At 58.8% G+C, this 26,033-nt stretch carries 27 protein-coding genes and 1 pseudogene; 6 read left to right on the forward strand and 22 right to left on the reverse strand.

What is annotated here, in order from left to right; genetic code table 11:
- Nucleotides 1-12 precede the first annotated feature (12 nt).
- From fabG to ACEPAJ_RS14140, 5 genes are all read right to left on the reverse strand, one after another.
- On the reverse strand, nucleotides 13-756 hold the full coding sequence (fabG, locus tag ACEPAJ_RS14120) for a 3-oxoacyl-ACP reductase FabG (protein WP_425915512.1): 744 nt from the start codon (nucleotides 754-756) through the stop codon (nucleotides 13-15).
- Nucleotides 757-771: 15 nt separating this feature from the next.
- Complete coding sequence (gene fabD / locus ACEPAJ_RS14125; RefSeq protein ID WP_425915514.1) at nucleotides 772-1,710, reverse strand: ACP S-malonyltransferase; 939 nt, start codon at nucleotides 1,708-1,710, stop codon at nucleotides 772-774.
- Between the two features lie 104 nt (nucleotides 1,711-1,814).
- Nucleotides 1,815-2,825 (reverse strand): phosphate acyltransferase PlsX, encoded by a 1,011-nt coding sequence (plsX, locus tag ACEPAJ_RS14130; protein ID WP_425915516.1) that lies wholly within the window; start codon nucleotides 2,823-2,825, stop codon nucleotides 1,815-1,817.
- A 3-nt stretch (nucleotides 2,826-2,828) separates the two neighbouring features.
- A complete protein-coding gene (gene rpmF / locus ACEPAJ_RS14135; protein ID WP_090238127.1) occupies nucleotides 2,829-3,011 on the reverse strand; it encodes a 50S ribosomal protein L32 in 183 nt (60 codons plus the stop codon).
- Nucleotides 3,012-3,024: 13 nt separating this feature from the next.
- Nucleotides 3,025-3,552: a YceD family protein gene (locus ACEPAJ_RS14140; protein WP_425915519.1), complete on the reverse strand. Its 528-nt coding sequence runs from the start codon at nucleotides 3,550-3,552 to the stop codon at nucleotides 3,025-3,027.
- A gap of 116 nt (nucleotides 3,553-3,668) precedes the next feature.
- Here ACEPAJ_RS14140 and ACEPAJ_RS14145 point away from each other — a divergent pair, with 116 nt between their 5' ends.
- Entirely contained in the window at nucleotides 3,669-4,247 is a 579-nt protein-coding gene (locus ACEPAJ_RS14145; RefSeq protein ID WP_425915521.1) for a Maf family protein, read from the forward strand.
- A gap of 49 nt (nucleotides 4,248-4,296) precedes the next feature.
- Here ACEPAJ_RS14145 and ACEPAJ_RS14150 read toward each other — a convergent pair whose 3' ends face one another.
- Genes ACEPAJ_RS14150 through rluC form a run of 3 tightly spaced genes read right to left on the reverse strand, consistent with a single transcriptional unit; the run spans nucleotide 4,297 to nucleotide 6,905 of the window.
- Nucleotides 4,297-5,274, reverse strand: a complete 978-nt coding sequence (locus tag ACEPAJ_RS14150; protein WP_425915523.1) for a S49 family peptidase — start codon at nucleotides 5,272-5,274, stop codon at nucleotides 4,297-4,299.
- Nucleotides 5,264-5,959 carry an HAD-IA family hydrolase gene (locus tag ACEPAJ_RS14155; RefSeq protein ID WP_425915525.1) on the reverse strand — a complete coding sequence of 232 codons (696 nt, stop codon included), beginning with the start codon at nucleotides 5,957-5,959 and terminating at the stop codon, nucleotides 5,264-5,266. The genes ACEPAJ_RS14150 and ACEPAJ_RS14155 overlap by 11 nt, the downstream gene beginning before the upstream one ends.
- Nucleotides 5,952-6,905, reverse strand: a complete 954-nt coding sequence (rluC, locus tag ACEPAJ_RS14160; RefSeq protein WP_425915527.1) for a 23S rRNA pseudouridine(955/2504/2580) synthase RluC — start codon at nucleotides 6,903-6,905, stop codon at nucleotides 5,952-5,954. The genes ACEPAJ_RS14155 and rluC overlap by 8 nt, the downstream gene beginning before the upstream one ends.
- A 580-nt stretch (nucleotides 6,906-7,485) precedes the next feature.
- On the opposite strand from rluC, the gene rne reads away from it, so the two are divergent.
- The gene (rne, locus tag ACEPAJ_RS14165) at nucleotides 7,486-10,572 is read left to right on the forward strand and encodes a ribonuclease E (RefSeq protein ID WP_425915529.1); all 3,087 of its coding nucleotides are present in this window, start codon (nucleotides 7,486-7,488) and stop codon (nucleotides 10,570-10,572) included.
- Nucleotides 10,573-10,665: 93 nt separating this feature from the next.
- Here rne and murB read toward each other — a convergent pair whose 3' ends face one another.
- From murB to ACEPAJ_RS14205, 8 genes and pseudogenes are all read right to left on the reverse strand, one after another.
- Nucleotides 10,666-11,685, reverse strand: a complete 1,020-nt coding sequence (murB, locus tag ACEPAJ_RS14170) for a UDP-N-acetylmuramate dehydrogenase (RefSeq protein ID WP_425915531.1) — start codon at nucleotides 11,683-11,685, stop codon at nucleotides 10,666-10,668.
- Nucleotides 11,682-12,146, reverse strand: a complete 465-nt coding sequence (locus ACEPAJ_RS14175; RefSeq protein ID WP_425915533.1) for a low molecular weight protein-tyrosine-phosphatase — start codon at nucleotides 12,144-12,146, stop codon at nucleotides 11,682-11,684. Before ACEPAJ_RS14175 ends, murB begins: the two co-directional genes overlap by 4 nt.
- Nucleotides 12,146-12,910, reverse strand: a complete 765-nt coding sequence (kdsB, locus tag ACEPAJ_RS14180; protein WP_425915535.1) for a 3-deoxy-manno-octulosonate cytidylyltransferase — start codon at nucleotides 12,908-12,910, stop codon at nucleotides 12,146-12,148. The genes ACEPAJ_RS14175 and kdsB overlap by 1 nt, the downstream gene beginning before the upstream one ends.
- Nucleotides 12,911-13,096: a Trm112 family protein gene (locus ACEPAJ_RS14185; RefSeq protein ID WP_090238153.1), complete on the reverse strand. Its 186-nt coding sequence runs from the start codon at nucleotides 13,094-13,096 to the stop codon at nucleotides 12,911-12,913.
- Between the two features lie 61 nt (nucleotides 13,097-13,157).
- Nucleotides 13,158-14,158, reverse strand: a pseudogene (lpxK, locus tag ACEPAJ_RS14190) (tetraacyldisaccharide 4'-kinase).
- Between the two features lie 13 nt (nucleotides 14,159-14,171).
- Nucleotides 14,172-14,600: an ExbD/TolR family protein gene (locus ACEPAJ_RS14195; RefSeq protein ID WP_425915537.1), complete on the reverse strand. Its 429-nt coding sequence runs from the start codon at nucleotides 14,598-14,600 to the stop codon at nucleotides 14,172-14,174.
- Nucleotides 14,597-15,229 (reverse strand): MotA/TolQ/ExbB proton channel family protein, encoded by a 633-nt coding sequence (locus ACEPAJ_RS14200; RefSeq protein WP_090238163.1) that lies wholly within the window; start codon nucleotides 15,227-15,229, stop codon nucleotides 14,597-14,599. The genes ACEPAJ_RS14195 and ACEPAJ_RS14200 overlap by 4 nt, the downstream gene beginning before the upstream one ends.
- A gap of 72 nt (nucleotides 15,230-15,301) precedes the next feature.
- A complete protein-coding gene (locus ACEPAJ_RS14205) occupies nucleotides 15,302-17,524 on the reverse strand; it encodes a DNA internalization-related competence protein ComEC/Rec2 (RefSeq protein ID WP_425915540.1) in 2,223 nt (740 codons plus the stop codon).
- 134 nt (nucleotides 17,525-17,658) lie between these two features.
- Between ACEPAJ_RS14205 and ACEPAJ_RS14210 the strand changes: the two genes are divergently transcribed.
- Nucleotides 17,659-18,186, forward strand: a complete 528-nt coding sequence (locus ACEPAJ_RS14210) for a DUF2062 domain-containing protein (RefSeq protein ID WP_425915542.1) — start codon at nucleotides 17,659-17,661, stop codon at nucleotides 18,184-18,186.
- A gap of 58 nt (nucleotides 18,187-18,244) precedes the next feature.
- On the opposite strand, the gene ACEPAJ_RS14215 is transcribed toward ACEPAJ_RS14210, so the two are convergent.
- From ACEPAJ_RS14215 to ACEPAJ_RS14225, 3 genes are read right to left on the reverse strand one after another with little or no spacing between them, the layout of a single operon-like run.
- Complete coding sequence (locus ACEPAJ_RS14215; protein WP_425915544.1) at nucleotides 18,245-19,489, reverse strand: lipoprotein-releasing ABC transporter permease subunit; 1,245 nt, start codon at nucleotides 19,487-19,489, stop codon at nucleotides 18,245-18,247.
- Nucleotides 19,489-20,172, reverse strand: coding sequence for a lipoprotein-releasing ABC transporter ATP-binding protein LolD (gene lolD, locus ACEPAJ_RS14220; protein WP_425918047.1), 684 nt, complete (start codon nucleotides 20,170-20,172; stop codon nucleotides 19,489-19,491). The genes ACEPAJ_RS14215 and lolD overlap by 1 nt, the downstream gene beginning before the upstream one ends.
- 22 nt (nucleotides 20,173-20,194) lie before the next feature.
- Nucleotides 20,195-21,445 (reverse strand): lipoprotein-releasing ABC transporter permease subunit, encoded by a 1,251-nt coding sequence (locus ACEPAJ_RS14225; protein ID WP_425915546.1) that lies wholly within the window; start codon nucleotides 21,443-21,445, stop codon nucleotides 20,195-20,197.
- 94 nt (nucleotides 21,446-21,539) lie between these two features.
- On the opposite strand from ACEPAJ_RS14225, the gene ACEPAJ_RS14230 reads away from it, so the two are divergent.
- The 3 genes from ACEPAJ_RS14230 to ACEPAJ_RS14240 are packed head-to-tail and all read left to right on the forward strand — an operon-like array spanning nucleotide 21,540 to nucleotide 23,149.
- Nucleotides 21,540-22,121, forward strand: coding sequence for a PilZ domain-containing protein (locus ACEPAJ_RS14230; protein WP_425915548.1), 582 nt, complete (start codon nucleotides 21,540-21,542; stop codon nucleotides 22,119-22,121).
- A 12-nt stretch (nucleotides 22,122-22,133) separates the two neighbouring features.
- Nucleotides 22,134-22,436, forward strand: a complete 303-nt coding sequence (locus tag ACEPAJ_RS14235) for a phosphodiesterase (RefSeq protein ID WP_425915550.1) — start codon at nucleotides 22,134-22,136, stop codon at nucleotides 22,434-22,436.
- Nucleotides 22,433-23,149, forward strand: a complete 717-nt coding sequence (locus ACEPAJ_RS14240) for a glycerophosphodiester phosphodiesterase (RefSeq protein WP_425915552.1) — start codon at nucleotides 22,433-22,435, stop codon at nucleotides 23,147-23,149. Before ACEPAJ_RS14235 ends, ACEPAJ_RS14240 begins: the two co-directional genes overlap by 4 nt.
- A gap of 153 nt (nucleotides 23,150-23,302) precedes the next feature.
- On the opposite strand, the gene sthA is transcribed toward ACEPAJ_RS14240, so the two are convergent.
- From sthA to ACEPAJ_RS14255, 3 genes are all read right to left on the reverse strand, one after another.
- The gene (sthA, locus tag ACEPAJ_RS14245; RefSeq protein ID WP_425915554.1) at nucleotides 23,303-24,697 is read right to left on the reverse strand and encodes a Si-specific NAD(P)(+) transhydrogenase; all 1,395 of its coding nucleotides are present in this window, start codon (nucleotides 24,695-24,697) and stop codon (nucleotides 23,303-23,305) included.
- Between the two features lie 125 nt (nucleotides 24,698-24,822).
- Complete coding sequence (gene nqrM / locus ACEPAJ_RS14250; protein ID WP_274089552.1) at nucleotides 24,823-25,050, reverse strand: (Na+)-NQR maturation NqrM; 228 nt, start codon at nucleotides 25,048-25,050, stop codon at nucleotides 24,823-24,825.
- Nucleotides 25,047-25,970 (reverse strand): FAD:protein FMN transferase, encoded by a 924-nt coding sequence (locus tag ACEPAJ_RS14255; RefSeq protein WP_425915556.1) that lies wholly within the window; start codon nucleotides 25,968-25,970, stop codon nucleotides 25,047-25,049. Before ACEPAJ_RS14255 ends, nqrM begins: the two co-directional genes overlap by 4 nt.
- Nucleotides 25,971-26,033 lie beyond the last annotated feature (63 nt).

Consider the following 26,033-nt stretch of genomic DNA (forward strand, 5'->3'; position numbering starts at 1 on the left):
CATCCGTCACATTCAGCTCATGTACATTCCACCGTTCACAGGGATAGTAGCGCCTGTGACGTAAGCTGCGCCATCAGAAGCGAGGAAAGCGACCACTTTTGCGATCTCTTCTGCCTGCCCCAAACGGCCCAGCGGAATCTGAGTGAGCAGCGCATCACGCTGCGCTTCAGGCAATTCGCGGGTCATATCGGTGTCGATAAAACCAGGCGCCACCGCATTCACGGTAATCGCTCGCGAGCCCACTTCACGCGCCAAGGCGCGACCAAAACCCTCAAGACCAGCCTTGGCAGCCGCGTAGTTAACCTGCCCGCCGTTGCCCATGGCACCCACCACCGAACCAATATTGATGATGCGCCCGTAACGCGCTTTGGTCATACCGCGCAGCACTGCCTTGGTCATCCGATAAAGGCTGCTCAAGTTAGTGTTGATCACATCGAACCATTCGTCGTCTTTCATCCGCAGCATCAGATTATCGCGGGTGATGCCGGCGTTGTTGACCAGGATCAACGGCTGACCATGGTGTTGCTGAATATGTTCGAGGGTGCTGGTAACTGATTCACTGTCGCTGACATCCAGCACCAGACCGGCACCTTCAATACCGTTCGCCTTGAGTGTTTCCGCTATACGCTCAGCACCCGAGGCCGACGTGGCAGTGCCAATCACCACAGCACCTTGACGACCCAATTCCAGGGCAATCGCCTGGCCAATGCCACGGCTCGCGCCGGTGACTAATGCAACCTTACCTTGCAGGCTCATAACGTTTCTCCTTAATCAGACCAGAGCTGCAATCGCTGCAGCGAAGGCGTCTGGGGTGTCTAGGTTGTGGGTATTGATGCCTTTGACGCAGCGCTTATTCAAACCAGACAACACTTTTCCCGGCCCACACTCAACCAAATCAGTCACACCTTGCGCAGACAGGCAAACGATTGACTCAACCCAACGCACTGGGCTGTAGAGCTGAGCCAGCAAATCACGCTTGAGCCCGTCCAGATCAGTCACTGCTGCCGCGCTGACGTTCTGCACCAAAGCAATTTGCGGCGTCTGCCAGTCAATCGCCGCCACCGCTTCAGCAAAGCGCTCAGCCGCTGGTCGCATGAGTGCGCAGTGCGATGGCACGCTGACCGGCAACGGCATGGCGCGCTTGGCGCCACGCGCCTTGCAGGCCTCAATGGCCCGCTCAACAGCAGCCCTACCACCCGCAATCACCACCTGACCCGGCGCATTGAAGTTTACCGCGCTGACCACCTCACCCTGCGCCGCTTCGGCGCAGGCAGCCAGTACGTCAGCATCGTCCAAACTGAGAATCGCCGCCATACCGCCCTGCCCAGCTGGAACGGCCTGCTGCATCAACTGGCCGCGATGCTCAACCAGCTTGACCGCAGCACCCAACGATAGGCTATCGGCGGCAACCAGAGCTGAATACTCACCCAGGCTATGGCCGGCGACAAACGCCGGACGCGCTGCACTCTCAGCCAGCCACGCACGCCACAACGCCACAGAGGCCGTCAGAATTGCCGGCTGGGTTTTATCGGTTTGATTGAGTTGCTCTTCAGGGCCCTGCTGAGTGAGCGCCCAGAGGTCATAGCCAAGGGCTTCGGAAGCCTCGGCGAACGTATCAAGAATCAGCGGCCGCTGTGCACCATGCTCGGCGAGCATAGTCAAAGACTGGGAGCCCTGACCTGGAAAGACGAATGCGAGAGATGCAGACATGGAAACCTGTTCCTAATGTTCGTGATCGTCGGTAATACGCGCCCAGCTTAGCCAAGCGCAGGAAACTGACAGTTGGATGACAGGCTGCCCGCTGCGGTCACATTCTAAAGCAGGTGCCTGCCCAGTCGCCCCTGCAAACGCCGCGGCAAATCTTCTTCAATCTCCCGCAAGGCTCGGCGAATGGCGCTTTTAAAGCCCTCCGGACCGGCAGCACCATGGCTTTTCAGCACAATACCCTGCAGCCCAACCAAGCTCGCACCATTGTGTTTAGCGGGGGTCAACTCACCCCGCAAGCGACGCAACAGCGGTAACGCCAACAGCCCAACCATTCGCGCAGCCAGGCTGGACTTGAACAACGCCTCAATCCGCCCAGCAATCATCACTGCCAGGCCTTCACTCGACTTAAGCAGGACATTACCAACAAAGCCATCACACACCACCACATCAGCCTCGCCCCGGTAAAGCCCGTCCCCCTCCACAAAGCCGATGTAATTCAAACCCTCGGCCTGCTGCAGCAAGCTGGCCGCCAACTTAACCTGCTGATTCCCTTTGATGTCCTCGGTGCCCACATTCAGCAACGCCACACGCGGGCGCGCCGCACCTAACACCTCTGCCGCCACCGAACCCATCACCGCAAATTGATAGAGGTGCTCGGCACTGCAATCGACATTGGCACCCAGGTCAAGCAAATGACAGAAACCCGCCTGCGTCGGAACGGCCGCGACCATGGCCGGACGATCAATACCGGGCAGCGTTTTCAGCACATGGCGCGACAAAGCCATCAGCGCCCCGGTATTACCGGCACTGACACAGGCTTGCGCCACACCATCGCGAACCAACTCAAGACTGATGCGCATCGACGAACCGGGCTTGCCACGCAAGGCCTGAGCAGGCTGGTCACTCATGCCAATGACCTCATCGGCATGCTCAACACGCAGGCGCGCGCGATCGACACCAGCATGGCGTGCAATCAACGATTCAATAAGTTCAGATTGGCCGACAAGGACCAGGTGCAACGAAGGGTACTCAGCCAAGCAGGAGATGCAGGCTGGAACAATGCAGTGGGGACCGAAGTCCCCACCCATTGCATCAATCGCGATGATTGGAGCAGACAAGATTTACTCGTCAGCGCCCTTATCAATCACTTTGCGGCCACGGTAAACGCCTTCTGGCGATACGTGGTGACGCAGATGCATTTCACCGGTGGTTTTCTCAACCGACAAGGTGCTTGCAGTGAGAGCATCGTGCGAACGACGCATGTCACGGGCGGAACGGGATTTTTTGTTCTGCTGAACAGCCATAACTAATTAACTCCTAAACGTTTGGGTCACGCTTTAACTGCGCCAATACACTGAACGGGTTGGACCGCGTTACCTCGTCCTCGCTCGACTCGGGCTCTACGAGGCCGGCCGGCTGCTGGCAATCTTTAGGGTCATGAGCCGGGACAATGGGCAAAGCGAGCAAGAGCTCCTCTTCAACCAACGCCAGCAGATCCAATGGGTCTTCATCCAACTCAATAACGTCATAGCCTTGCGGCACTGACTGGGTATTCCCACCTACTTTCACCACAGCGTAATCACACTCGCTATGGATCGGCAAAGTGACTAGTTCCAGACAACGTTGGCAAACCATCTTGACCTCAACCTCGAGCTCGCTGTGAAAAACCACAGCATTGCGCTCGTCGCGCTCGAAAGAGAACTTCGTACGCACCATGCCTTGGTTATCGGCAAGCGGGCCGCAGAGGCGCTGCAAATCTGCAAGCTGCAGCTTACCTTCAAGGGTAGCGCTGCGGTCGGCTAATTTGCGCGGATCAACGTGAGGTGGAATCGGGTCATTTGACATAGGCGGCGCATTCTAGGGATGCAACCCACCCCTGTCAAAGGAAATTCGGCCTGTCCAGCATTTGAGGCGATGGATAGAATCCACCACTCGCCAGACAACCCATACAGGAAATCGCCGTGCTGCCCTTGGTGCTCGCTTCAAGCTCACCCTACCGACGTGAACTCCTCGCCCGCCTGCGCCTGCCATTCACCTGGAGCGCACCGGATATCGACGAATCAAGGCACGCCAATGAAGGCGCAGAAGCCCTCGTACGCCGACTATCACAGGAAAAAGCTCACGCTTTGAGCGCAACCTACCCACAACACCTGATTATCGGCTCGGACCAGGTCGCAGTATTAGGCGCACAAATCCTCGGCAAGCCTCACTCACTGGAGCGCGCCCGCGAACAACTGCTGGCTGCGAGCGACAACAGCGTGACCTTCCTGACTGGACTTACACTCCTTAATAGCGCGACCGGCCAACAACAAACAGACTGCATCCCGTTCACCGTGCATTTCCGCCCACTCAGCGAAGCGCAAATCACGCGTTACCTGACAGCCGAGCAACCCTTCGACTGCGCAGGTAGCTTCAAAGCCGAAGGCCTGGGTATCAGCTTGTTTCGCAGCACTGAAGGCAGCGACAGCAACAGCCTGATCGGTCTTCCACTGATCCGCCTTGTGGATATGCTGCACGCCAACGGCATCGAACTCCCATAAAGTAACAAGCCCGGTCAATGACCGGGCTCGCTTTGATCTGACTCACTTGTTAACGCAGCACTGGCCCCTGAAAGCCCATCCACAGCGCAATGCGCTCAGCCATGCTGGCCCCTATGGTTTTGGCGAAACGATCAAACGGCGACTCCTGCACGGTGAAGTCGACTAATTCTTTCTCACCAATTACTTCGCGCGCCACATAGCTGGTATTACCCAGCGCATCAATTAAGCCCAATGGCAAAGCTTGCTCACCCGACCAAACCAGACCGGAGAACAACTCAGGATGCTCGGCATCCTTCAAACGCTCACCACGACCCTGCTTAACACTGGCAATAAACTGCTGATGGGTCGCTTTCAGCACACCTTGCCAAAACTCGGTTTCCTCAGCTTTTTGCGGCTGAAACGGATCCAGAAAAGCCTTGTGCTCGCCAGAGGTATAAACCCGACGATCAATCCCCAACTTTTCCATCACCCCAACAAAACCAAAGGTTGCCGCCGTCACACCAATAGACCCCACCAGACTGGCCTTATCGGCATAAATCTGATCGGCAGCACTGGCTATGTAATAGGCACCCGACGCACCCAGATCAGTAATCACGGCATACACCTTGATTGCCGGGTATTCGGCACGCAGGCGACGTATCTCATCATAGATATAACCCGACTGCACTGGGCTGCCGCCCGGGCTATTGATCCGCAGGATCACACCTTTGGTATTGGTGTCCTCAAACGCCGCCCGCAAACTGCTGACGATATTGTCAGCACTGGCGGCCTCCTGATCGGCAATCATCCCGCGCACCTCAATCAGAGCAGTGTGACTGCCTGTAGTCGCACCCTTTTTCATCGCCAATATCGGCGAGAAGAGCGCCAGCGCGGCAAAAATATAGATAAAAGTCAGCAACTTGAAGAAAATCCCCCAGCGCCGCGACCGGCGCTGCTCCTGCACACCAGCCAGCAGGGTTTTCTCCAGCAACTTCCAGCTCTTCTCATCACCATCAGCTGCTGCCGACGCTTTCCATTCATCTGCCATGCAATACCACCTCAACTGACTGATTAGACGCACGCTGACCCAGCCAAGCGCGCAACTCGGTAAAACACTCTATAGCCAACGTCGGTTGACACTCACGCAACGCCTGCAGCGACTGCGCACCATAGCCGACCGCCACACAATCCATACCAGCGCGGTGCGCCATCAACAAATCGAAGGACGAATCGCCCACCATCAACGCCTGACTGGCCGTAACACCGCTTTGCGCAAGAATTTCGTGCAGCATAAGCGGGTCAGGCTTACTCGCCGTTTCATCGGCGCAGCGACTGTAGTCGAAATAATCCAGCCAGCCTCGGTCCGCTAACACACGCTGCAGACCATGCCGACCTTTGCCAGTGGCCACAGCCAGACGATAGCCCTCGGCACGAAACGCCTCCAAACTCTCCGCCACGCCGTGAAACAGCGATGAAGGCTCAGACTCTAACGCCAGATAATTCTCGCTGTAGCTCTTACGCACGTGTTGCGCCAAGGCCGCACTCTGCATATCGGGGTAAAGACAACGAATTGCCTCAGGCAAACCCAGGCCAATAATGCCGCGCACCTGCTCATCCGTGCAGCGCGGCAACTCACAGGCATCCGCCGCCATGTGCATGGCGGCAACAATCCGCCCAATGGAATCGACCAAGGTGCCGTCCCAATCGAAAATCAGCAGCTGATAATCACGCACTTAGCCGCTCCAGGGTTCGCGCCCACATTTCATCAACCGGCGCCTCCAACTTGAGCTTGCCGCCATCGGGCAACGGCACGATTAACTCGTACGCATGCAAAAACAAGCGCTTACCGCCCAGGCCACGTATCTCCTTGGTGAAGTCGTCATCACCGTACTTGCTGTCACCGGCAATGCAATGCCCGGCATGCTGCGCATGCACACGGATCTGATGGGTACGCCCGGTAACAGGCTTGGCCTCGATCAACGTGGCAAACTCACCAAAGCGGCGCAGCACACGGAACATCGTCAAAGCCTCCTTACCCTCAGGATTAACTTCAACCATGCGCTCACCGGAGCGCAAATTGCTCTTTAGCAACGGCGCATTGACCTGCTTCTTGGCTGCAGCCCAATTGCCACGCACCAACGCCATGTAACGCTTGTCCACGCCATCACCACGCAACGCCTCGTGCAAGTGACGCAGCATGCTGCGCTTCTTGGCAATCATTAGCAGACCCGAGGTGTCGCGATCCAGACGGTGAACCAACTCAATATCCTTGGCATCCGGGCGCAACTGACGGAAGGCTTCTATCACCCCGTAGTTCAATCCGCTACCGCCATGCACCGCAATGCCCGCCGGCTTATTCAGCACGATTAGCGCTTTATCTTCATAGACAATCGCCGCTTCAAGGCGTTGAAGAAGCCCCTGCGCAAGCGGCTCAGGCTCATCACGCTCAGCCAAACGCAGTGGCGGCACACGAATGATGTCGCCGGCCTGCAGCTTGTACTCGGGCTTGACCCGACCTTTATTCACGCGCACTTCGCCTTTACGCAAAATCCGGTAAATCAACGTTTTAGGAACACCCTTCAGCTGGGTGCGGAGAAAGTTATCGATGCGCTGGCCGGCAAGTTCCGGCGCAACCTCGAGCAGCTGAACGCCGGAGGTTGGAGGGGAAGGATTTGTCATCGCGCAATCATAACAATTTTTATGGAATTGAAGCACTTAATCATTGCTGCTATAGTCGGGAACGCCGCCAAAAGCGGCCTAGTTTGCGGGTGCTCGTCAAAACTGCCACCCCCTGCTAACGCAATTCATTTGGGACGCAAGGCCGTCCAACGGGTTATTCGATTGAAATAAAGCCACTTAGGCTTTGAATAACTCGGAAACAAAGCCTTTAAGCCATGATGCGCAACCTGCCCCTCTGGACAGTTGCGATAATAGTTAACCCGCTGCGGATTTTCGCGAGCGGCACCCGAGTTTCAGCGATACGTGTAGGGTGGAGACGTACAACTGTTGGTCCGCGTAGCAGCTCGCTTTACCAAGACGCTTCATCTCGTCCGCTACCAACAGCTGATTCCTCCTCCTGACTTAGTGCTTTCTGTTAGTTACAGCGAGCAGGAGACGTCCGTCGCGGCCCAGCACAACAAGCTGATCGCCGCTAGACACTGGAACGCTTTACGACCGTTCCTGACGCACCTAACACCGACCCCTGAAGTCGTGTGTGCCGAACGCCGCTTCCGCCAGCACCGGAAACCGACGGTATTACATGAAAAGAATGCTGATTAACGCAACTCAACCCGAAGAGCTGCGTGTCGCCCTAGTAGATGGGCAAAAGCTATATGACCTGGACATCGAGTCCGGCGCTCGTGAGCAGAAAAAATCCAACATCTACAAAGGCAAAATTACCCGCGTAGAACCTAGCCTCGAAGCCGCTTTCGTCGACTTCGGCTCTGAACGCCACGGTTTTCTCCCGCTCAAAGAAATCTCCCGCGAATACTTCAGCAAGGCCCCAGAAGGCCGCGTCAACATTAAAGACGTGCTCAAGGAAGGCCAGGAAGTCATCGTTCAGGTCGAGAAAGAAGAGCGTGGCAACAAGGGCGCAGCCCTGACTACCTTTATCAGCCTCGCTGGCCGCTACTTAGTACTGATGCCGAACAACCCGCGCGCCGGTGGCATCTCGCGCCGCATTGAAGGCGAAGAGCGTAACGAGTTGCGTGAAGCGTTGAACGGCCTGGTCGCACCAAGCGACATGGGTTTGATCGTACGCACAGCCGGCCTGGGTCGCTCCAGCGAAGAAATGCAGTGGGACCTCGACTACCTGCTGCAGCTCTGGACCGCCATCAAGGAAGCCTCACTTGATCGCGCCGCACCGTTCCTGATCTATCAAGAAAGCAATGTAATCATTCGCGCCATCCGCGACTACCTACGCCAGGATATCGGTGAGGTACTGATCGACAGCATCGAAGCGCAGCAGGAAGCCCTGAGCTTTATCAACCAGGTGATGCCGCAGTACGCCAGCAAGATCAAACTGTACGAAGACAGCGTGCCGCTGTTCAACCGTTTCCAGATTGAAAGCCAGATCGAAACCGCCTTCCAGCGCGAAGTGAAGTTGCCATCGGGCGGCTCCCTGGTCATCGACCCGACCGAAGCCCTGGTGTCTATCGACATCAACTCGGCGCGCGCCACCAAAGGCAGCGACATCGAAGAAACTGCCCTGCAGACCAACCTGGAAGCGGCCGAAGAAATCGCCCGCCAGCTGCGCCTGCGTGATATCGGCGGCCTGATTGTTATCGACTTTATCGACATGACGCCGGCGAAGAACCAACGCGCCGTGGAAGAAAAAGTCCGCGAAAGCCTCGAAGCTGACCGCGCCCGCGTACAAGTGGGCCGCATCTCACGCTTCGGCTTGCTGGAAATGTCGCGCCAGCGCCTGCGCCCATCGCTCGGCGAAAGCAGCGGCATCGTCTGCCCGCGCTGCAACGGCCAAGGCATCATCCGTGACGTCGAATCGCTGTCGCTGGCTATCCTGCGCCTGATCGAAGAAGAAGCCCTGAAAGACCGCACTGCCGAAGTGCGTGCACAGGTGCCAATTACCGTTGCGGCCTTCCTGCTCAACGAGAAACGCAATTCGATCACCAAGACCGAACTGCGCACTCGGGCACGCATTGTGATCGTGCCAAACGACCACCTGGAAACCCCGCACTTCGAAGTCACCCGTATCCGTGACGACAGCCCGGAAGCGCAGTCCACTCAATCCAGCTATGAAATGGCAACCATTGAAGTGGAAGAAGAGAAGCAGGCTGCGGCAACTCGCACCCTGGTTCGCCAAGAAGCTGCAATCAAGACCGCGCCGCAGCGCACCGCGCCAACCCCGGTTGAAGCCGTTGTCGCTCAGCCTGTTGCTGCAGCCGAGCCGAGCCTGTTCAAGGGCCTGGTCAAATCCCTGGTCAGCCTGTTCGCCGGCAAGGAAGAAGAAAAGCCAGCGGTAGTCGAGAAGAAAGCCAGCGAACGCCCACAGCGTAGCGATGAGCGTCGTAACGGTCGCCAGCAGAACCGCAACCGTGGCGGTCGCAACAACGAAGATCGCAAGCCACGTGAAGAACGCGCACCACGCGAGGAGCGCGCACCACGCGAAGAGCGCCAGCCCCGCGTCGCACGTGAAGAGCGCGCGCCACGCGAAGAGCGTGCACCTCGCGAGGAACGTAGCCCACGTGATGTCGTAGAGGTTCGCGAGCCGCAGGAAGTCCGCCAGTCGCGTCCGCCACGCGAAGAGCGCCAACCGCGCGACCGCAAGCCACGTGAAGAGCGTCAGACCCGCGAACTGCGTGAGCCACTGGACGCCGCAGAAAACAACAGCACCACCGTGAGCGATGAAGCTCAGGCAGAGCGTCCACAACGTGAACCGCGCCAGCCGCGACCACCACGCGAAGAGCGCAAGCCGCGCGCCGAGCAAGCGCCCGCCGCTGCTGAAGAAGAAGCGTTGAATGCCGAAGAAGCACTGCAAGATGAGGAGCAGGACGGTAGCGAAGGCGGTGATCGCCCACGTCGCCGCTCCCGCGGCCAGCGTCGTCGCAGCAATCGTCGCGAGCGCCAGAGCGATGCCAACGGCAACCCGATTGAGGGCAGCGAAGAGGCAACAGAAACAACCAGCGATGCAGACACTGCATTAATCGCAACAGCGGCAGCCACTAGCGCTGTTACTGCAACTGCAGATGAAGCAGCACCAGCGGCAGTGGAGCCTGCGCCGGTTGTTGTTGCCAAGCAGGAGCAAGCACCTGAAGCGGCCACAGCTGAAGCGCCAACCGCGCCCGTTGAAGCGACTACTGAAGTAACGGCTGATGCAGTTGTTGAAGCAGCAGTTGAACAGGTCGCTGAAACAGCGGCTATTGAAGCCGTAAGCAGCCCTGTCGCAGAGACCATCGAAGCGCCGGTTGAAGCCGCTCAAACCGTTGAAGCCAGCGAAGCTGCACCAGCGCCTGCTGTTGTTGAGGCACCGGCACAGGCTGTTGAAGAAGCCGCCGCAGTTGTTGCTCCTGAGCCGGTTGCCGAAGTGGCAGCCGCTGAGGCCGCACCTGCAGTAGTCGCCAGCAGCAGCGGTCGCGCACCTAACGATCCGCGTGAAGTGCGCCGTCGTAAGCGCGAGGCCGAGCGCCTGGCTCGTGCAGCCGCAGAAGCTCCAGCTACTGCCCCGGCAGCACCTGCCGCTGAGCAGGTCACTGATGCTGCAGCTGAAGCAGAAACACCCGCCGTAGCGCCAGCAGAAGCTGAAGCAAAGCAAGAGCCGCAAAGCTCGTTGTTTACTGAAGCAGAGACTGACGCACAGGATAAAGAAGTGGCCAAACCGCAAATCTAATCCGCTACAGGCAATAAAAAAGGGGATGCTTCGGCATCCCCTTTTGCGTTATTACCCGCGCACATCATCGCTCGCGAGTCTATTGGCCGTGCCTTACAGCACGTTAGGCTCAATCTCCAGCTCAACCGCAAAACGCTGTGCAACATCAGCCTGAATATGCCGCGCCAACCCCAACAGCTGCGCACCTGTGGCCGCGCCATAGTTGACCAACACTAGCGCCTGCAAGCGATTCACACCCGCATCACCCTCGCGAAAACCCTTCCAGCCCGCCCGTTCGATCAGCCAGCCAGCAGCCAACTTGACCTGCCCGTCGGCCTGCGGATAGGCCACCAGATCCGCATATTCATCGCGCAAACGCTGCGCCAACTCAGCCGATACCAAGGGATTTTTAAAGAAGCTGCCGGCATTGCCCAGCACAGCTGGATCAGGCAGTTTTTCACTGCGAATAGCGCAGATAGCCTGGCTGACATCCCGCGCCGTCGGAACACTGATGCCCTGCTCCGTCAAACGCTGGCGCACCGGACCGTAATCCAGATGCAGTGCAGCCGCGCGGCTCAAGGCAAAACGCACACGCAGAATGACCCAACGCCCACTTTCGCGCTTGAAGAGGCTATCGCGGTAGGCAAAGGCGCAGTCCTGCAGAGAAAATTCGCGCAGCTGGCCAGTGTATCGATCCAGGGCCGTTAAACCCGCAAACAGATCCTTCAGCTCAACCCCATAAGCACCGATGTTCTGCACCGGCGCAGCACCCACGGTGCCGGGAATCAGGCTGAGGTTTTCCAGCCCGGCAAAGCCCTGGGCCAGGGTCCACTGCACAAAGGCATGCCAAGGCTCACCCGCCTCCGCCTCAATCAGTACGCGCTCGCCGTCATCCGCAAGCAGGCGAATACCGCGACTGGCCATGCGCAACACCAACGCCTCAACATCAGCAGTGAGCAGCAGATTGCTGCCGCCGCCCAGCAACAGTAACGGCAACTGCTTCGCATGCGCGTAACTCAACGCCTCGCGCACCTGCTGATCATTCTCAGCCTCGGCAAAATGGCTGGCCTGGGACTCAACGGCAAAGCTGTTATAGGGCTTCAGCGATACCTGAGTGCTCACTTGCAGGCTCATACACGCTCCTTAAGCTCAAGTACCAAGGCATCACAGGCCTGCTCGATCAAGTCCAACACTTGGGCAAAACCGGCTTCACCACCGTAATAAGGATCAGGCACCTCATCAAGCGCCAACTGATAACGGCGCAAGAACAGATCCAACTCGGCTGCGGCACTGCTTGGACGGAGTTGCTGCAAGTCATGCAGATTGCTGGCGTCCATCGCCAACACCAGGTCAAAGGCATGAAAATCTGCGGCCTTGACCTGCCGCCCACGCAGAGCGGACAAATCATAGCCGCGCTGCTGCGCGGCTTCACGGGTGCGCACGTCGGCAGCCTTGCCGACATGCCAATCGCCCGTGCCTGCCGAATCAACCTCAATGCGCCCTGCCAGCCCAGCCTCACGCAGCTTGTGGCGCAAAACGCCTTCCGCCGTGGGCGAGCGGCAGATGTTGCCCAAGCACACAAACAGAACGCGCATCAGGCCCCCAGCAGGCGACGAACCCGCTCCAGATCTTCTGCGGTATCAACACCCGCCGGCGGTGCTTCGAGGGCATCGGCAACATGAATACGCACGCCATGCCAGAGCGCACGCAACTGCTCCAGGCACTCGGTGTCTTCCAGCCAGCACGGCCCCCAGCTGACAAAATCATGCAGAAACTGCGCACGGTAGGCGTAGATGCCGATATGCCGGCGGTATGGCACACCTGCAGGCAGCTCATCACGACTCTTGGCAAAGGCATCCCGCGCCCAGGCCAGCGGCGCACGACTAAAGGTAAGGGCCAGACCGGTCTTGTCGCTGACCACTTTGACCACATTGGGATTGAACAGCGCCTGCACATCCTCAATCGGCTCAGCCAGGGTGGCGATGACCGCCTGCGGATTGGCAGCCAGGTTGGCCGCCACCTGATCGATGATCGCCGGCGGAATCAGCGGTTCGTCACCCTGCACATTGACCACAATGGCATCGCCTGCCAGGCCCAGAGCCGCGGCCACTTCAGCCAAGCGGTCGGTGCCTGAGTTATGGTCGACGCGAGTCAATACCACCTGCGCACCAAAACCACGGCACACCTCGACGATCCGCGCATCATCGGTGGCCACCACTACGTGCTGGGCACTGCTCTGGCAGGCTTGCTCCCAGACATGCTGAATCATCGGTTTGCCGGCAATATCCTGCAGCGGCTTGCCCGGTAGACGACTGGAAGCGAAGCGCGCCGGAATCACAACGGTAAAAGCAGTGCTCATTTACTTGTCCAGACGCTCGTCAACGTTGAGGGTGCGCGCTTCGGTTTCCAGCATCACGGGGATGCCATCGCGCACGGGAAAGGCCAGCGCGTCGGCCTTACAGATCAGCTCGCTTTTATCAGCCACGAGCTTCAACGGCCCCTTACACAGTGGGCAGGCGAGAATATCGAGTAGTTTCGGGTCCATGGGAGATCCTTGAGAGGAAGCAGTTGCTGAGGCGGACGAAACCGCCGAATGATCAGAACAATCAGGTGCGCGGCACAAGGCGCTGCAATTGCTGATCAAACCAAGCGACAAACGCAGCCGAGGGCTCGGCATCCACCGCCAGGTACCACCAATCGTCAGCCGCAAAGGCACGGCACTTGACCGCATCCTTTTCCGTCATCACCAGCGGCAGCACCGGGCTGAAATTCAGCAGCTCGGCGCTGTACGGCGCATGGTCGGCAAAGGCGTGCGCGACAGGCCGCCAGTGTAGCCCTTCGAGGGTGTTGAAGAAACGCTGTGGGTTGCCAATACCGGCAACCGCATGCAGGGCCTGACCGGGGGGAAATGGCTCAGCGGGCGCTGTTCACCGCTGCGCAGATTGACCAGGGTATGCGGCCGCAACGTAAACCCATAGCCGCCCTGCGGATCGCTTGATGCGCCGTTATAGAGCAATGCATCGACACTCTGTAGACGCTCGACCGGCTCACGCAGCGGACCGGCAGGCAGGCAATGGCGATTACCCAGGCCGCGCGCCGCATCGATCAGCACCAATTCCAGATCACGGGCCAAACGGTAGTGTTGCAAACCGTCGTCACTGAGAATCAGGTCAAGCGGCTGCTCAGCCAGCAAGGCCGCCACGGCTCGACTGCGGTCCGGATCGATCATCAGTGGCACACCACTGCGCTGCACGATCAATAGAGGCTCATCACCGGCCATGCTGGCAGCCTGATCAGCCTGCACCCGCCAGGGTAACTGTGGCGGCTGCGCACCGTAGCCGCGGCTAACCACACCGACACGCAGCCCTTGGCTACGACAGTGCTCGATCAACCAGAGAATCATCGGGGTCTTGCCGGTGCCGCCGACGGTGATATTACCCACCACCACAACCGGTACCGGTGCGCGGTAGATCTCGCCCTCACCCGCGAGAAAGCGCGCACGCTTGCGCTGCACCACTGCGCGATATAACCACTCCAGCGGACGCAGAAGGACAAGCGCCGGATGACCAGCGTACCAGGCAGCCGTAATGCGGTCAGCCATACTCATCGACGGGCAAGCCTCAAGGCGCGGCTTGCGCCTCAATGGTGGTCATGCGCAGGTGGGCAAAGCCCAGTTTGCCGGCGGCATCCATGGCCGTAATCACCGCCTGATGCTGCGTCTTAGCATCGGCGCTGATGATCAGCGGCAGACTGTTATCGCCTTCCGACTCTTTCTGCAGCGCTGCCATCAGGCTGGGCAGATCACTTTTCAGCAACTGCTTGGCATTCAGCGAATAGCTGCCATCGGCGGCAATCAGGATTTCCAGCTGCTTCAGCTCAGTCTGTTCTGGCGGAGTACCCGTGACGGCTTCCGGCAGATCGACCTTAAGCTGGGTTTCCCGAGTAAAGGTCGTGGTCACCACAAAGAACAGCAGCAGGATAAATACCACGTCGATCAACGAGGCCAGGTTGATCTCAACGTTTTCCCGCGGTTTACGCCGGAACTTCACGCCTTGCCCTCGCCCATATCAACATCGCGGTCGCCTTGTACCACTTCCACCAGACGAATCGCTTCCTGCTCCATGCCAACTACCAGCTCATCGATCCGGCGCTGCAGGTAGCGGTGGAAGAACAGGGCCGGAATCGCCACCATCAGGCCCGCAGCCGTGGTGATCAGCGCCGTGGAAATACCGCCAGCAAGCAATGCTGCATTGGCCATGCCCGAGCCCATAAACGAGCTAAAGATTTCAATCATGCCCAGCACCGTGCCGAGCAAGCCCAGTAGCGGCGCGATGCCGGCGATGGTACCCAGGGCATTTAAGTAGCGCTCCAGGTCGTGAATCACCCGAGCGGCGGCTTCTTGAATGCACTCTTTCATGATCTCGCGACCATGCTTGGAGTTGGCCAGCCCGGCAGCGAGGATCTGCCCGAGCGGCGAATTGGCGCGCAGCTCCTTGAGCTTCTGGTTATTCAGTTTCTTTTCTTTGATCCACTTCCATACCTGACCAAGCAGATTGGGTGGGGTGATGCGGCTCGGCCGCAGTGTCCACAGGCGCTCGGCAATAATGCCGGCCGCAGCGATAGAACACAGAATGATCGGCAGCATCATCCAGCCGCCAGCTTTTACCAGTTCCCACACGGTGGCAGATCCCCTTCACAAAAGTGGCGCCACTCTAGCATAGGGTCGCGGCCTCGCCGACCGCTGCCGTTCTCATTTTTCCCGCCAAAAACGTGCGTGATCACGCAAACCTTGCGCCGGCTCGAATGCACCAAGGCGAATCCGTACCGCGCCATGCCGAGCGGTGTCATAAGGCTGCGCCGCAATCGCCTGATAACGCGCCATAACCTCAGCATGCGGATGACCAAAAGCATTGTGTGCACCCCGTGAAATCAACACAGTGTCCGGCTTAACCGCCGCCAGCAATGCTGCAGACGAAGAGCTGCGGCTGCCATGGTGAGGGGCCAGCAGCCAATGTGCCGGCATCGCCAAACCGCTATTGAGCAGCGCGCGCTCAGCCTGACTATCGATATCACCGGTCAGCCATAGGCGCTCACCACTGGCCTCGATGCGCAACACACAAGACGCCTGATTACCATCGGCCGCATCCGCCCATTGCCAGGTACTGAAGTGCACGCCGTCCCACTGCCAGCGCTCTGTGACACAGGCCTCTGCTTGAAGTGTGCGCGCCAGCTTGTATGGCTCACCACTGATGACTCGCCCAACCGACAGCCCACGCTTAATGGCAACAGCACCGCCAGCATGATCGCTATCGGCATGACTGAGTAACAGCAGATCAAGCCCACGCACATCCAGTGCCCGCAGGGAGGGCAGCACCACCCGTTCGCCGGTATCGAACTCGCCAAAGCGCGGCCCGGCGTCATACAGCACATCATGTTTTTGAGTGCGCACCAGCACCGCCAGCCCCTGGCCAACGTCCAGCATCCACACCTCAGCCCTACCGTGCTCAGGCCGCGGCTGCGCGGTGAACAACAACGGCAGCAGCATTAACACCCCAAGACTGCGCACTGGCAGGGCGGCCGGCAATAACAGCACCAACGCACCCAACGCCACCAGCAGCCAGGCCCAGAATGGCAACGCACTGGGTAACCAGGCAGGCATCCACAGGGCCAACTGCGCAAGCAAGCCGAATAGCCAATCCAGCACCCAACCGGCAACGCCGAGCAACGCTGCCCCCAACCCAGGCAAGGGCAGCAATAGCGTACCGAGCAAGGCCAGCGGCACTACCAGCAGGCCCACTACAGGCACCGCCACCAGATTGGCCAAGGGCCCGCTGGCACTCACGGGCAAACCAAGCGCTAGCAAGAAGGGCAGCAAGCCAATCGCCATAGCCCACTGCGCGCGTAGCAGCGTGCCCCACCAAGGCCAGGCACCCAGCCTGCCGCTAAAGATCAGAATCAACAGCATCACCGCGCTAAAGGATAACCAGAACCCAGGCTGCAAGCTGGCCAGCGGCTCCAATAGCAACACCGCCAGCAAAGCCAGCAACACAGGCAACCCCACACCCAGGTGACGAAAGCGCCAGCGCCATAACAGCACCAGAGCGACCATCACACAGGCGCGCTGTACCGGCACCTCAAACCCCGCCAACACGCCATAAGCTAGAGCGCCCGTTAAAGCCAGCACACAGGCGCAGGGCAACCAGGGCCAGCGCCGCGGCCACAACCCCAGACGCGCCAACCCTGCGACCAGGCCATACAAAAGCGTTGCTAACAGACCTATATGCTGGCCTGAGATCACCATCAGATGCACCGTGCCGGTGGCCTGTAGCACCTGCCAATCTGCCGTCGACAGCCCGGACCCATCACCCAGCACCAACGCGGCCAAGGCTCCTTCACGGCCATGTGCTGGAGTTGCCAATAGATGTTGCCGCAAGCGGTCACGCCACGCCCCGGCGCCACTGGCTGGATATATCAGCTCGCCCGTTTTCACTGTGCCGGTAGCCCCAATACGTTGTGCCAGCAGCCAGGCCTCATAATCAAATGCCTGCGGGTTGACCAAACCATGGGGGCGTTTGAGGCGAACCGCTAGGCGCCAGGTCTCCCCCGCATGCAGCGCCGGGCCGCCATACCAAGACAGGCGTAAACGTTCGGGCAACGCCCCGCGGCGCGAAACCGCCTGCTCTAACTGGAAGCGCACCACCCCCTCACTGACCTCGGGCAGGCCGACCACCCGCCCCTGCAACCACAGCGTGCGCGCATCCAATGACGGTGCCAGACGATCATCCAGCGCCCACTGCGCCGAGACGCAGGCCCACGTAAAGCCGAACAAAAACAAGGCAATGGGATAGCTGCGGAACGGCAACAGCATCAACCCCACAATTGGCAGGAAAGCCAGCAACCAGAACGGCGGCAAGGCTGGAAGAAAACGCAGCGTCAGTAGCCCGGCCACCAACGCTAATATGCCGCTGCGCATAGACTCACTCCTTGAGTCAGGGAGAATACTTAGCCTGAAGACCCTCGCTTGCTTATTTGCTGTCACAAAGTGTGAAAGCAGGCAGCGCGCAATGGGTGCATAATGACGGCGCTTTTACCTGCCAGAGAGCCTTCATGCCGCGTCGTTTATTTAAGCGCTACATGCCTCACCCAGACCGCATCAAGGACAATAAATCCCTGCGTTTTCTGGGCAGCCTAATTCATGACCCCAACCTCTGGCACCTGAACCGCCATTCCGTTTCGCGCGCCATGGCTATCGGCCTGTTCTGGGCGATGATCCCCATGCCATTGCAAATGCTGGCTGCCGCAGCAAGTGCAATAACCGGCCGGGCTAATCTTCCGATCTCGATTGGCCTAGTCTGGCTGACCAATCCGATTACCATGCCGCCGGTGTTCTACTGCAGCTATAAATTCGGCGCCTGGCTGATGAACACACCGACCCTGCAAATGCCGGATCACATCACCATCAGCTGGGTCGGTCATGTCTTGCAAACCCACTGGCAGCCGCTTTACCTAGGCTCGCTGGTGATTGGCTTGGTGCTCGGCCTGATTGGTTATTTCGGCACCAATGCCTACTGGCGCTGGTGGGTGCAGCACAACTGGCGCAAGCGCCAAGAAAAACGCCAGCAACACGACGCGTAACACCGAAACAAAAAAGCCGTTACTGAGTAACGGCTTTTTTTGTTTTGCTCAGCCTAGCTTATTCGTAGCGCAATGCATCGGCTGGCTGGATACGCGCCGCACGCCAAGACGGGTAGACGGTGGCCAAAAAACTCAGGGTAAAGGCTGCACCACAGATCAGCAGGACATCCGACAGCAGCAGCTCCGATGGCAGGTTGCTGATGAAGTAGACATCCGAGCTCATCACCTGCTGGCCGCTCAAGCGCTCGACCCAGCCCACCAGCTGGCTGACATTCAGCGCAGCGAGCACACCCAGCACCGCGCCGATCACCGTACCGATCACACCAATCACCGTACCCTGGACCATAAAGATGCCCATGATCTGCCCTGGCGTCGCGCCGAGGGTACGCAGAATGGCGATATCCGCGCCCTTATCCGCCACCACCATGATCAACGTGGCAATGATATTGAAGGCCGCCACGGCGACGATCAGCAGCAACAACAGCCCGATCATGGTTTTTTCCATCTTCATCGCACTGAACAGGCTGCCCTGGGTCAGGGTCCAGTCGCTGGAGGTGTAACCCGCGCCCAGGCCACGGACAATCTGCGCAGCCACCTGTGGCGCTTGATACAGATCCTGCAGTTTCAGGCGCACACTTTGCACCTGGCCTGGCTGCATGCGCTGAATGTGCGCGGCATCGGCGACGTGAATCAGCGCCAGCGAGCTGTCCAGCTCAGCACCCACCTTGAAGATACCCACCACATTCAGGCGCTGCATACGTGGGCTGATACCGCCCGGTACACTGCTTAGCTCCGGCACAATCAGCGCCAACTTATCGCCAATACGCAGTTGGAAACGCCTCGCGGTGATCTCGCCGAGCACCACACCAAACTCACCCTCACGCAGATCGCTAAGGCGCCCTTGCTGCATATGCTTATCGATGATCGAGACCTGTGGCTCCAGCGCCGGATCAATGCCGTGCAGCTGTATCGGCTGCATAGCCCCGCGCACCGAAAGCATGCCTTCCAGCTCTGCAAAGGGCACCGCTGCTTGCACCTGCGGGTTGAGCCGCGCAGCAGCTGCCACAACGTGCCAGTCATCCAGCGGCTTAACCCCGGCAATGCTGGCGTGCGGCACCATGCCGAGGATGCGCGTGCTCATTTCCTTCTGGAAGCCGTTCATCACCGACAGGACCACGATCATCGCCAGCACACCTAGCGCCAGGCCGATCATCGAGGTCATCGAGATAAAGGAAATAAAGTGATTACGCCGCTTGGCCCCGGTATAGCGGATACCGATAAAGATACTCAGCGGACGAAACATCAGGCGGCCACCAGCTTGCCGTCTTCGAGACGCAAAATACGATCCATTTGTTGGGCCAACTCCATGTCGTGGGTCACGACCAGGAAGGCGGTCTGCGAGGACGTGCTCAGCTCCTTCATCAGGTCCTGAATGCCTTGCGCAGTGTGATGATCCAGGTTGCCGGTAGGCTCATCGAGCAATACCAGCCCAGGCTGATTAACCAGGGCGCGGGCAATCGCCACCCTCTGACGCTCACCACCGGACAACTCCGAGGGTTTGTGCGCCAGGCGATGACCGAGACCGACTCGCTCCAGCAGCGCGGTAGCGCGCTGGCGTGCCTCAGTGATTGACGTACGGCCAATCAGCAAAGGCATACAGACGTTTTCCAGCGCGGTGAATTCCGGCAGCAGATGGTGAAACTGGTAAACAAAACCCAATGCGCGGTTACGCAACAGGCCGCGTTGTTTTTCATTCAGCGCGGATAACTCCTCGCCGGCCAGCCAGACGCTGCCAGTGCTCGGCGTATCGAGGCCGCCGAGCATATTCAGCAAGGTACTTTTGCCCGAGCCGGAGCTACCGACAATCGCCACGCGCTCGCCAGGGTGCAGCTCCAGCTGCAAGTCTTGCAGCACGACAACCGATTGCGGGCCCTCGTCGTAGCTTTTACCGAGGTTGCGACAACTCAACACTGCACGATCTTGCATAACCGAATCACTCATAACCTGATCATTCATAACGCAGGGCCTCCGCGGGCTGGGTACGCGCCGCGCGCCAGGCCGGATACAGGGTGGCGAAAAAACTTAGAACCAGGGCCGCACCGCAGACCAGCAGCACGTCCGCCAGCATCAGCTGCGACGGAAGGTAGTCAATGAAGTACACATCCGCATTGAGGAATTTGATTCCCAACACGCCTTCCAGCGCAGCAATGGCACTGCTGATATTCAAGGCAGCGAGACAACCCAGCACTGCACCGATGGCTGTGCCGAATACGCCGATCACCGTGCCTTGCACCATAAAGATCGCCATGATCTGCCGTGGCGTCGCGCCCAAGGTACGCAGAATGGCGATATCGCCCTTCTTGTCGGTGACCACCATCACCAGGGTGGAGATGATGTTGAATGCCGCGACTGCGACGATCAGCAGCAACAGCAGGCCAATCATCGCCTTCTCCATGCGGATCGCCTGGTACAGGTTGCCGTGGGTGCGGGTCCAGTCGCGGGCATAGTAGTCGCCCTCACCGAGGGTCTGCGCCAGCGCCCAGGCGGTGCGGGGAGCTTCGAACAGATCAGCAAATTTCAGGCGAATGCCCTGCACTTGATCGGGCTGCCAACGCTGCAAGCGCGCCAGATCCTGCACGTGGGTCAGGGCCAGGTGGCCGTCAATTTCGCCGGCGCCCACATGGAAGATGCCAACCACGGTAAAACGCTTAAGCCGTGGGAACATGCCAGCCGGCGTCACCGTAACCTCAGGCGCTACGAAAGTGACCTTATCGCCCATACCGACGCCCAGTTTGGCGGCGGCTTTGTCACCCAGCACCATGCCGAACTCGCCGGGCTGCAGCGCCTGCAAACGGCCCTGCTGAAAAAAATTGTCAATGATCGAGACCTTGGTCTCTTCGAGCGGATCAACGGCATTGATCAGCACTTTCTGCACCTTGCCAGCGTTGGTCAGCAAGCCCTGCATCTGGCTGAACGGTGCCACGGCCAGCACCTGCGGGTTGCTTTGCGCTTGCTCAGCCAGGCGGCGCCAATCGTTGATCGGCGTGGTACTTTCCACCGTGGCGTGCGGCACCATGCCGAGCACGCGGGTGCGCATCTCATGGTCGAAACCGTTCATCACTGACAGCACCAGAATCATCACCAGCACACCCAGTGCCAGCCCGATCATCGAGGTCAGGGAAATAAACGAAACGAAGTGGTTACGGCGCTTGGCCCGCGTGTAGCGCGTGCCGATAAATACGAACAGGGGTCTGTACATTTCGAGGCTGACTTGAGGGAAAAAGAAACGTCCTTGTGGCGGGGGTTGGCGAGCAGCCTTACACTCTGACCACTACTGCTGCCATGGGTTCGCCATGCCGACTCAAGATGAAAATGATCGCCGCGAATACTATCGTATCGACGATACGATCGCACTGGAATTCACCCTACTCTCGGGCGCTGAGGCCCTGGCCAGTGACGAACTTCACGACAACTCGCCGCTGTTCAACCTACTCAGCGACCTGCATTTGATGGACTTCGAGTCGCAGCATTTGCTGCGGCATATTTCCGAACGCGATCGTACCTTGGCCAATTACCTCAAGGTCATGAACAAGCGCATCGACCTGCTCGGCCAGGCCGTCGCGCAAAGCCTGCTGCGCGACATCGGCACACCGCGCCGGGTCAGCCTCTCCGAAGGGGGCGTCAGCTTCAATAATAATCAGCCAGTGGCCGAGGGGGCGCACCTGGCACTGAAGATGGTGCTGATGCCGCAAGCCCTGGGCCTGCTGTTACGAGCCAAGGTGGTGCATTGCCAGGCATTAGCGTCGCAGCAATTTGAGATTGGGGCGGAATTCGAAGCTCTCAGCGATGCCCAACGCCAACTCCTCGCCCGGCATATCCTGCAGCGCCAAGCACTGGAACGTCGCCAGGCCCGCGAGCAGCCACCACAACCCTGATAGCGAGCCGATATGCCACGCCTGTTTCTGCTTATTGCCCTGCTGCTACCCTTCAGTGCGTTCGCCGACACCCTGCAAATCCCTCTGGGCCAGCAAGGAGCCAGTGGGGTTTCGCTACCGCAGCTGGGTGAGTCACAACGCGCCGTACTGGAACGTTTCGGCCTGGCCGATGAAGAACACCCCAGCGTTGGCAACCCACCGATTACCCGCTGGGATTACCGCGAGTTCAGTGTCTATTTTGAGAACACGCACGTAATCAGCAGCGTCCGCCATCATCAGCCCGGCACAACCCGGCACAACAAGGAGCCACAGTGACAGTTATCTATGGACATCGCGGCGCCAAGGGCGAGGTGCCGGAAAACACCCTAGCCAGCTTCCAGCAATGCCTTAAGCATGGCGTACGCCGCTGCGAGCTGGACCTGCATCTATCGCGCGATGGCGAGCTGATGGTAATTCATGACCCCACGCTCAAGCGCACCACCGGCCGCCGCGGCAAGGTGGTCGAACATGACGCCGCTGAACTGGTGGGTTACGACGCGCGCAAAGCTGGGCCAGACGCCGTGTCGCCCTGCCCCATCCCACGCTTGGAAGAACTGTTCCAACAGTGCGACTTCGAGCACTGGCAGCTGGAAGTCAAAAGCGCCTCAAAGGTCCGCGCGGCGCGCATGGTTGAGGCCATTAGCGATCTGGCTGAGCGCTACAAGCTGACTGACAAAGTCACTGTCACGTCCAGCTCACGCGAGGTACTCGGCGCCCTGCAACGCCTGACACCGCATTTGCAACGTGGCCTGGTCGCCGAATACGCCTGGCTTGACCCACTTAAAGTCGCCAAGCATTACGGCTGCCATTTACTGGTCTTGAACTGGACACTGTGCACCCCGGAGCGCCTGCTAAAAGCACAAAAAGCCGGCCTGCATGTCTCCGTATGGACAGTCAACGAGCCGGCGCTGATGCGTCGCCTGGCCGATTTTGGGGTGGACAGCATCATCACCGATTTCCCAGGGCTCGCTGTACAGACGTTGGGTTGAGCACCTAAGCCAAAGATCACGCATAAAAAACCGGCCACTTGGGCCGGTTTTTTATTAAGCCTAATCAGAAACTTTCGCGATTGGGCCAACGCCAGTCGCAGGAGTCACTGAACGGGTTCTCCCCGGCCGGCTCAGGCCACCGGCCGGAGCCGCTCAAAAAAGCCGATTGAGGCCGTCGAACGCCGCGACCCGGTAGGCTTCGGCCATGGTCGGGTAGTTGAACGTGGTGTTGACGAAGTACTTGATGCTGTTCGCCTCGCCCTTCTGGTTCATGATCGCCTGGCCGATATGCACGATCTCCGAGGCCTGGTAACCGAAGCAGTGCACACCCAGCACTTCCAGCGTTTCGCGGTGGAACAGAATTTTCAGCATGCCCACCGGCTCTTGTGAAATCTGTGCCCGCGCCATGCCCTTGAAGAATGCCTTACCGACTTCGTAAGGGATCTTGGCCTGAGTCAACTCACGCTCGTTCTTACCGATCGAACTAATCTCGGGGATGGTGTAAATACCCGTCGGCACATCATCAACAAAACGCCAGCTGCCATTGTCGACGATGCTACCGGCAGCCGAGCGGCCTTGGTCAGCGGCGGCACTGGCCAAGCTCGGCCAGCCGATCACATCGCCCGCTGCGTAAACACTCGGCACAGGCGTGCAGTAGGCCTGGTCGACCTCAATCTGGCCACGGCTGTTGACCTTGATGCCAATATTCTCCAACCCCAGCTGATCGGTGTTGCCGGTACGGCCGTTACACCAGAGAAAGGCATCAGCCTTAATTTTCTTACCGGACTTGAGGTGCAGCACCACGCCGTTTTCTACACCCTCAACGCGCTCATACTCTTCGTTATGACGAATCAGCACATTGTTGTTGCGCAGGTGATAACTCAGCGCATCGGAGATTTCCGCATCGAGGAAACTCAGCAACTGATCACGGTTGTCGATCAGATCGACCAGCACACCCAGGCCACTGAAGATCGAAGCGTATTCGGAACCGATCACGCCGGCGCCATAGATGATGATCCGCCGCGGGGTGTGCCCAAGGCTGAGGATGGTGTCGCTGTCATAGATACGCGGGTGGTGGAAGTCCACGTCCACCGGACGGTAAGGCCGCGAGCCGGTGGCGATTACAATCTGCTTGGCCACAAGCTTTTCGACGACCCCGTTAGAGCAGACCACTTCGACGGTGTGCTCGTCGGCGAAGCTGCCGGTGCCGAAAAACAAGTCGATGCGGTTACGCGCGTAAAAGCCGGTGCGCGAAGTGACCTGCTTGGCGATCACCCGCTCAGCGCTTTTCAGCACATCGGGAAAGGAGAACCAACGCGGCTCGCCGATCTGACGGAAAATCGGGTTGGTATTAAATTGCATGATCTGTCGCACCGAGTGGCGCAACGCTTTGGAAGGAATGGTGCCCAGGTGGGTGCAGTTACCGCCGACTTCGCGGCGACTATCAACCACAGCCACCTTGCGCCCGGCTTTGGCCGCGTTCATTGCCGCGCCCTCACCCGCAGGGCCAGAACCCAACACCACTACGTCGTAGTTGTAGACCGCCATGTTTACTCCTTCACATCACACCGGAGCACTTGTACCGTACTCTCGGCAGGGTCAGCGCCGCGTTGTACACAGCCTGACAATCAATACATCAGCTGCAGCCTAGCCCTTGGCCGGCCGCAGAGCGATTAGCGCTTTGTCGCGTCGTAGGCCAGCGCGTCAGCATCAACTGGCGAATCACTGTTGATCTCTTCACACTTCTCACGGCTACCCCCACAGATCGAGCATTCTTTCTCGATCCCCAGGTTAGCGATGCCCCCGCAAGAACCTGCAATGGGCTTACGGCCCATGATCACCCCTACAGCCATCATGCCCACTACCAGCAGCATGACCAAAAAAACCACTACAAAAGTCATTGCTCGTCTCCTGCAGCAAATAGCTGCTCGAAAGCCTGAGTTGTCTGTGTGACGAAGGCGTCACCTTCACGGGTCACGAAAAACGCGGCGATGCCCATACGCTCAGCAAATGCCAAGCCGGGCTCAGTGCCCATTACCATCAGCACTGTAGACAAACCATCGGCGCGCAAGGTCGATTTATCGACAACGGTCACTGCTGCCAGCTTGTGCGTGATCGGCGCACCGGTCAACGGATCTAAGGTGTGCGAATAACGCTGCCCGTTTTCCTCAAAGTAATTGCGGTAATCACCCGAGGTAGAAACGCCGTAACCTTCAAGCGCCAATACACGCTGAGCAACACGCTCGCCCTCTTGTGGCGCCTCAAGGCCAATGCGCCAGTGCTGGCCATCCGGCTTTCGACCCGCCGCTTTTAGCTCACCGGTTATTTCCACCAGGTAGCTGTCGACGCCCAGCTCGACGAGGCGTTGCACCACCCGATCCACCGCATAGCCGGCAGCAATGCTGTTGAAATCCACTTGAACATCGACGTCCTTGCACAACTGCTCACCGACCTGCCGCACATGTTGCATACCAATGCGCTCACGTGCGGCTGACAGTTGCTCAGGCGTAGGCACTTTCTCCGCGCGCGCCTTGGGGCCAAACCCCCACAGGTTAAGCAATGGTTCAAGGGTCAGATCAAACGCCCCCTGGCTTTGCGCATTGAGCACGCGCCCTTCCTCAATCAACGCCAACACAGGACCCGGCATGCTCTGACAGCTACCGGCAGGCGCCTGGTTGAATTGTTCGATAAAGGAGTCATCTCGGTAGGTCGACATCTGCTTGTCGATCTCAGCCAGGATCGCATCCGCCTCACGCTTGAGCAGATCCGGGCTGGGTGAATTCTGCTTGCGCACGTATTTGATGGAGTAGGTGCTGCCCATCGTCGGGCCACCAAACTCTTCTACATGCGCTGAAAACCAGCAGCCCGTTAGAGCGACCAGCAA

The sequence above is a fragment of the Pseudomonas sp. GWSMS-1 genome, from assembly GCF_049847425.1.
Lineage (GTDB): Bacteria > Pseudomonadota > Gammaproteobacteria > Pseudomonadales > Pseudomonadaceae > Aquipseudomonas.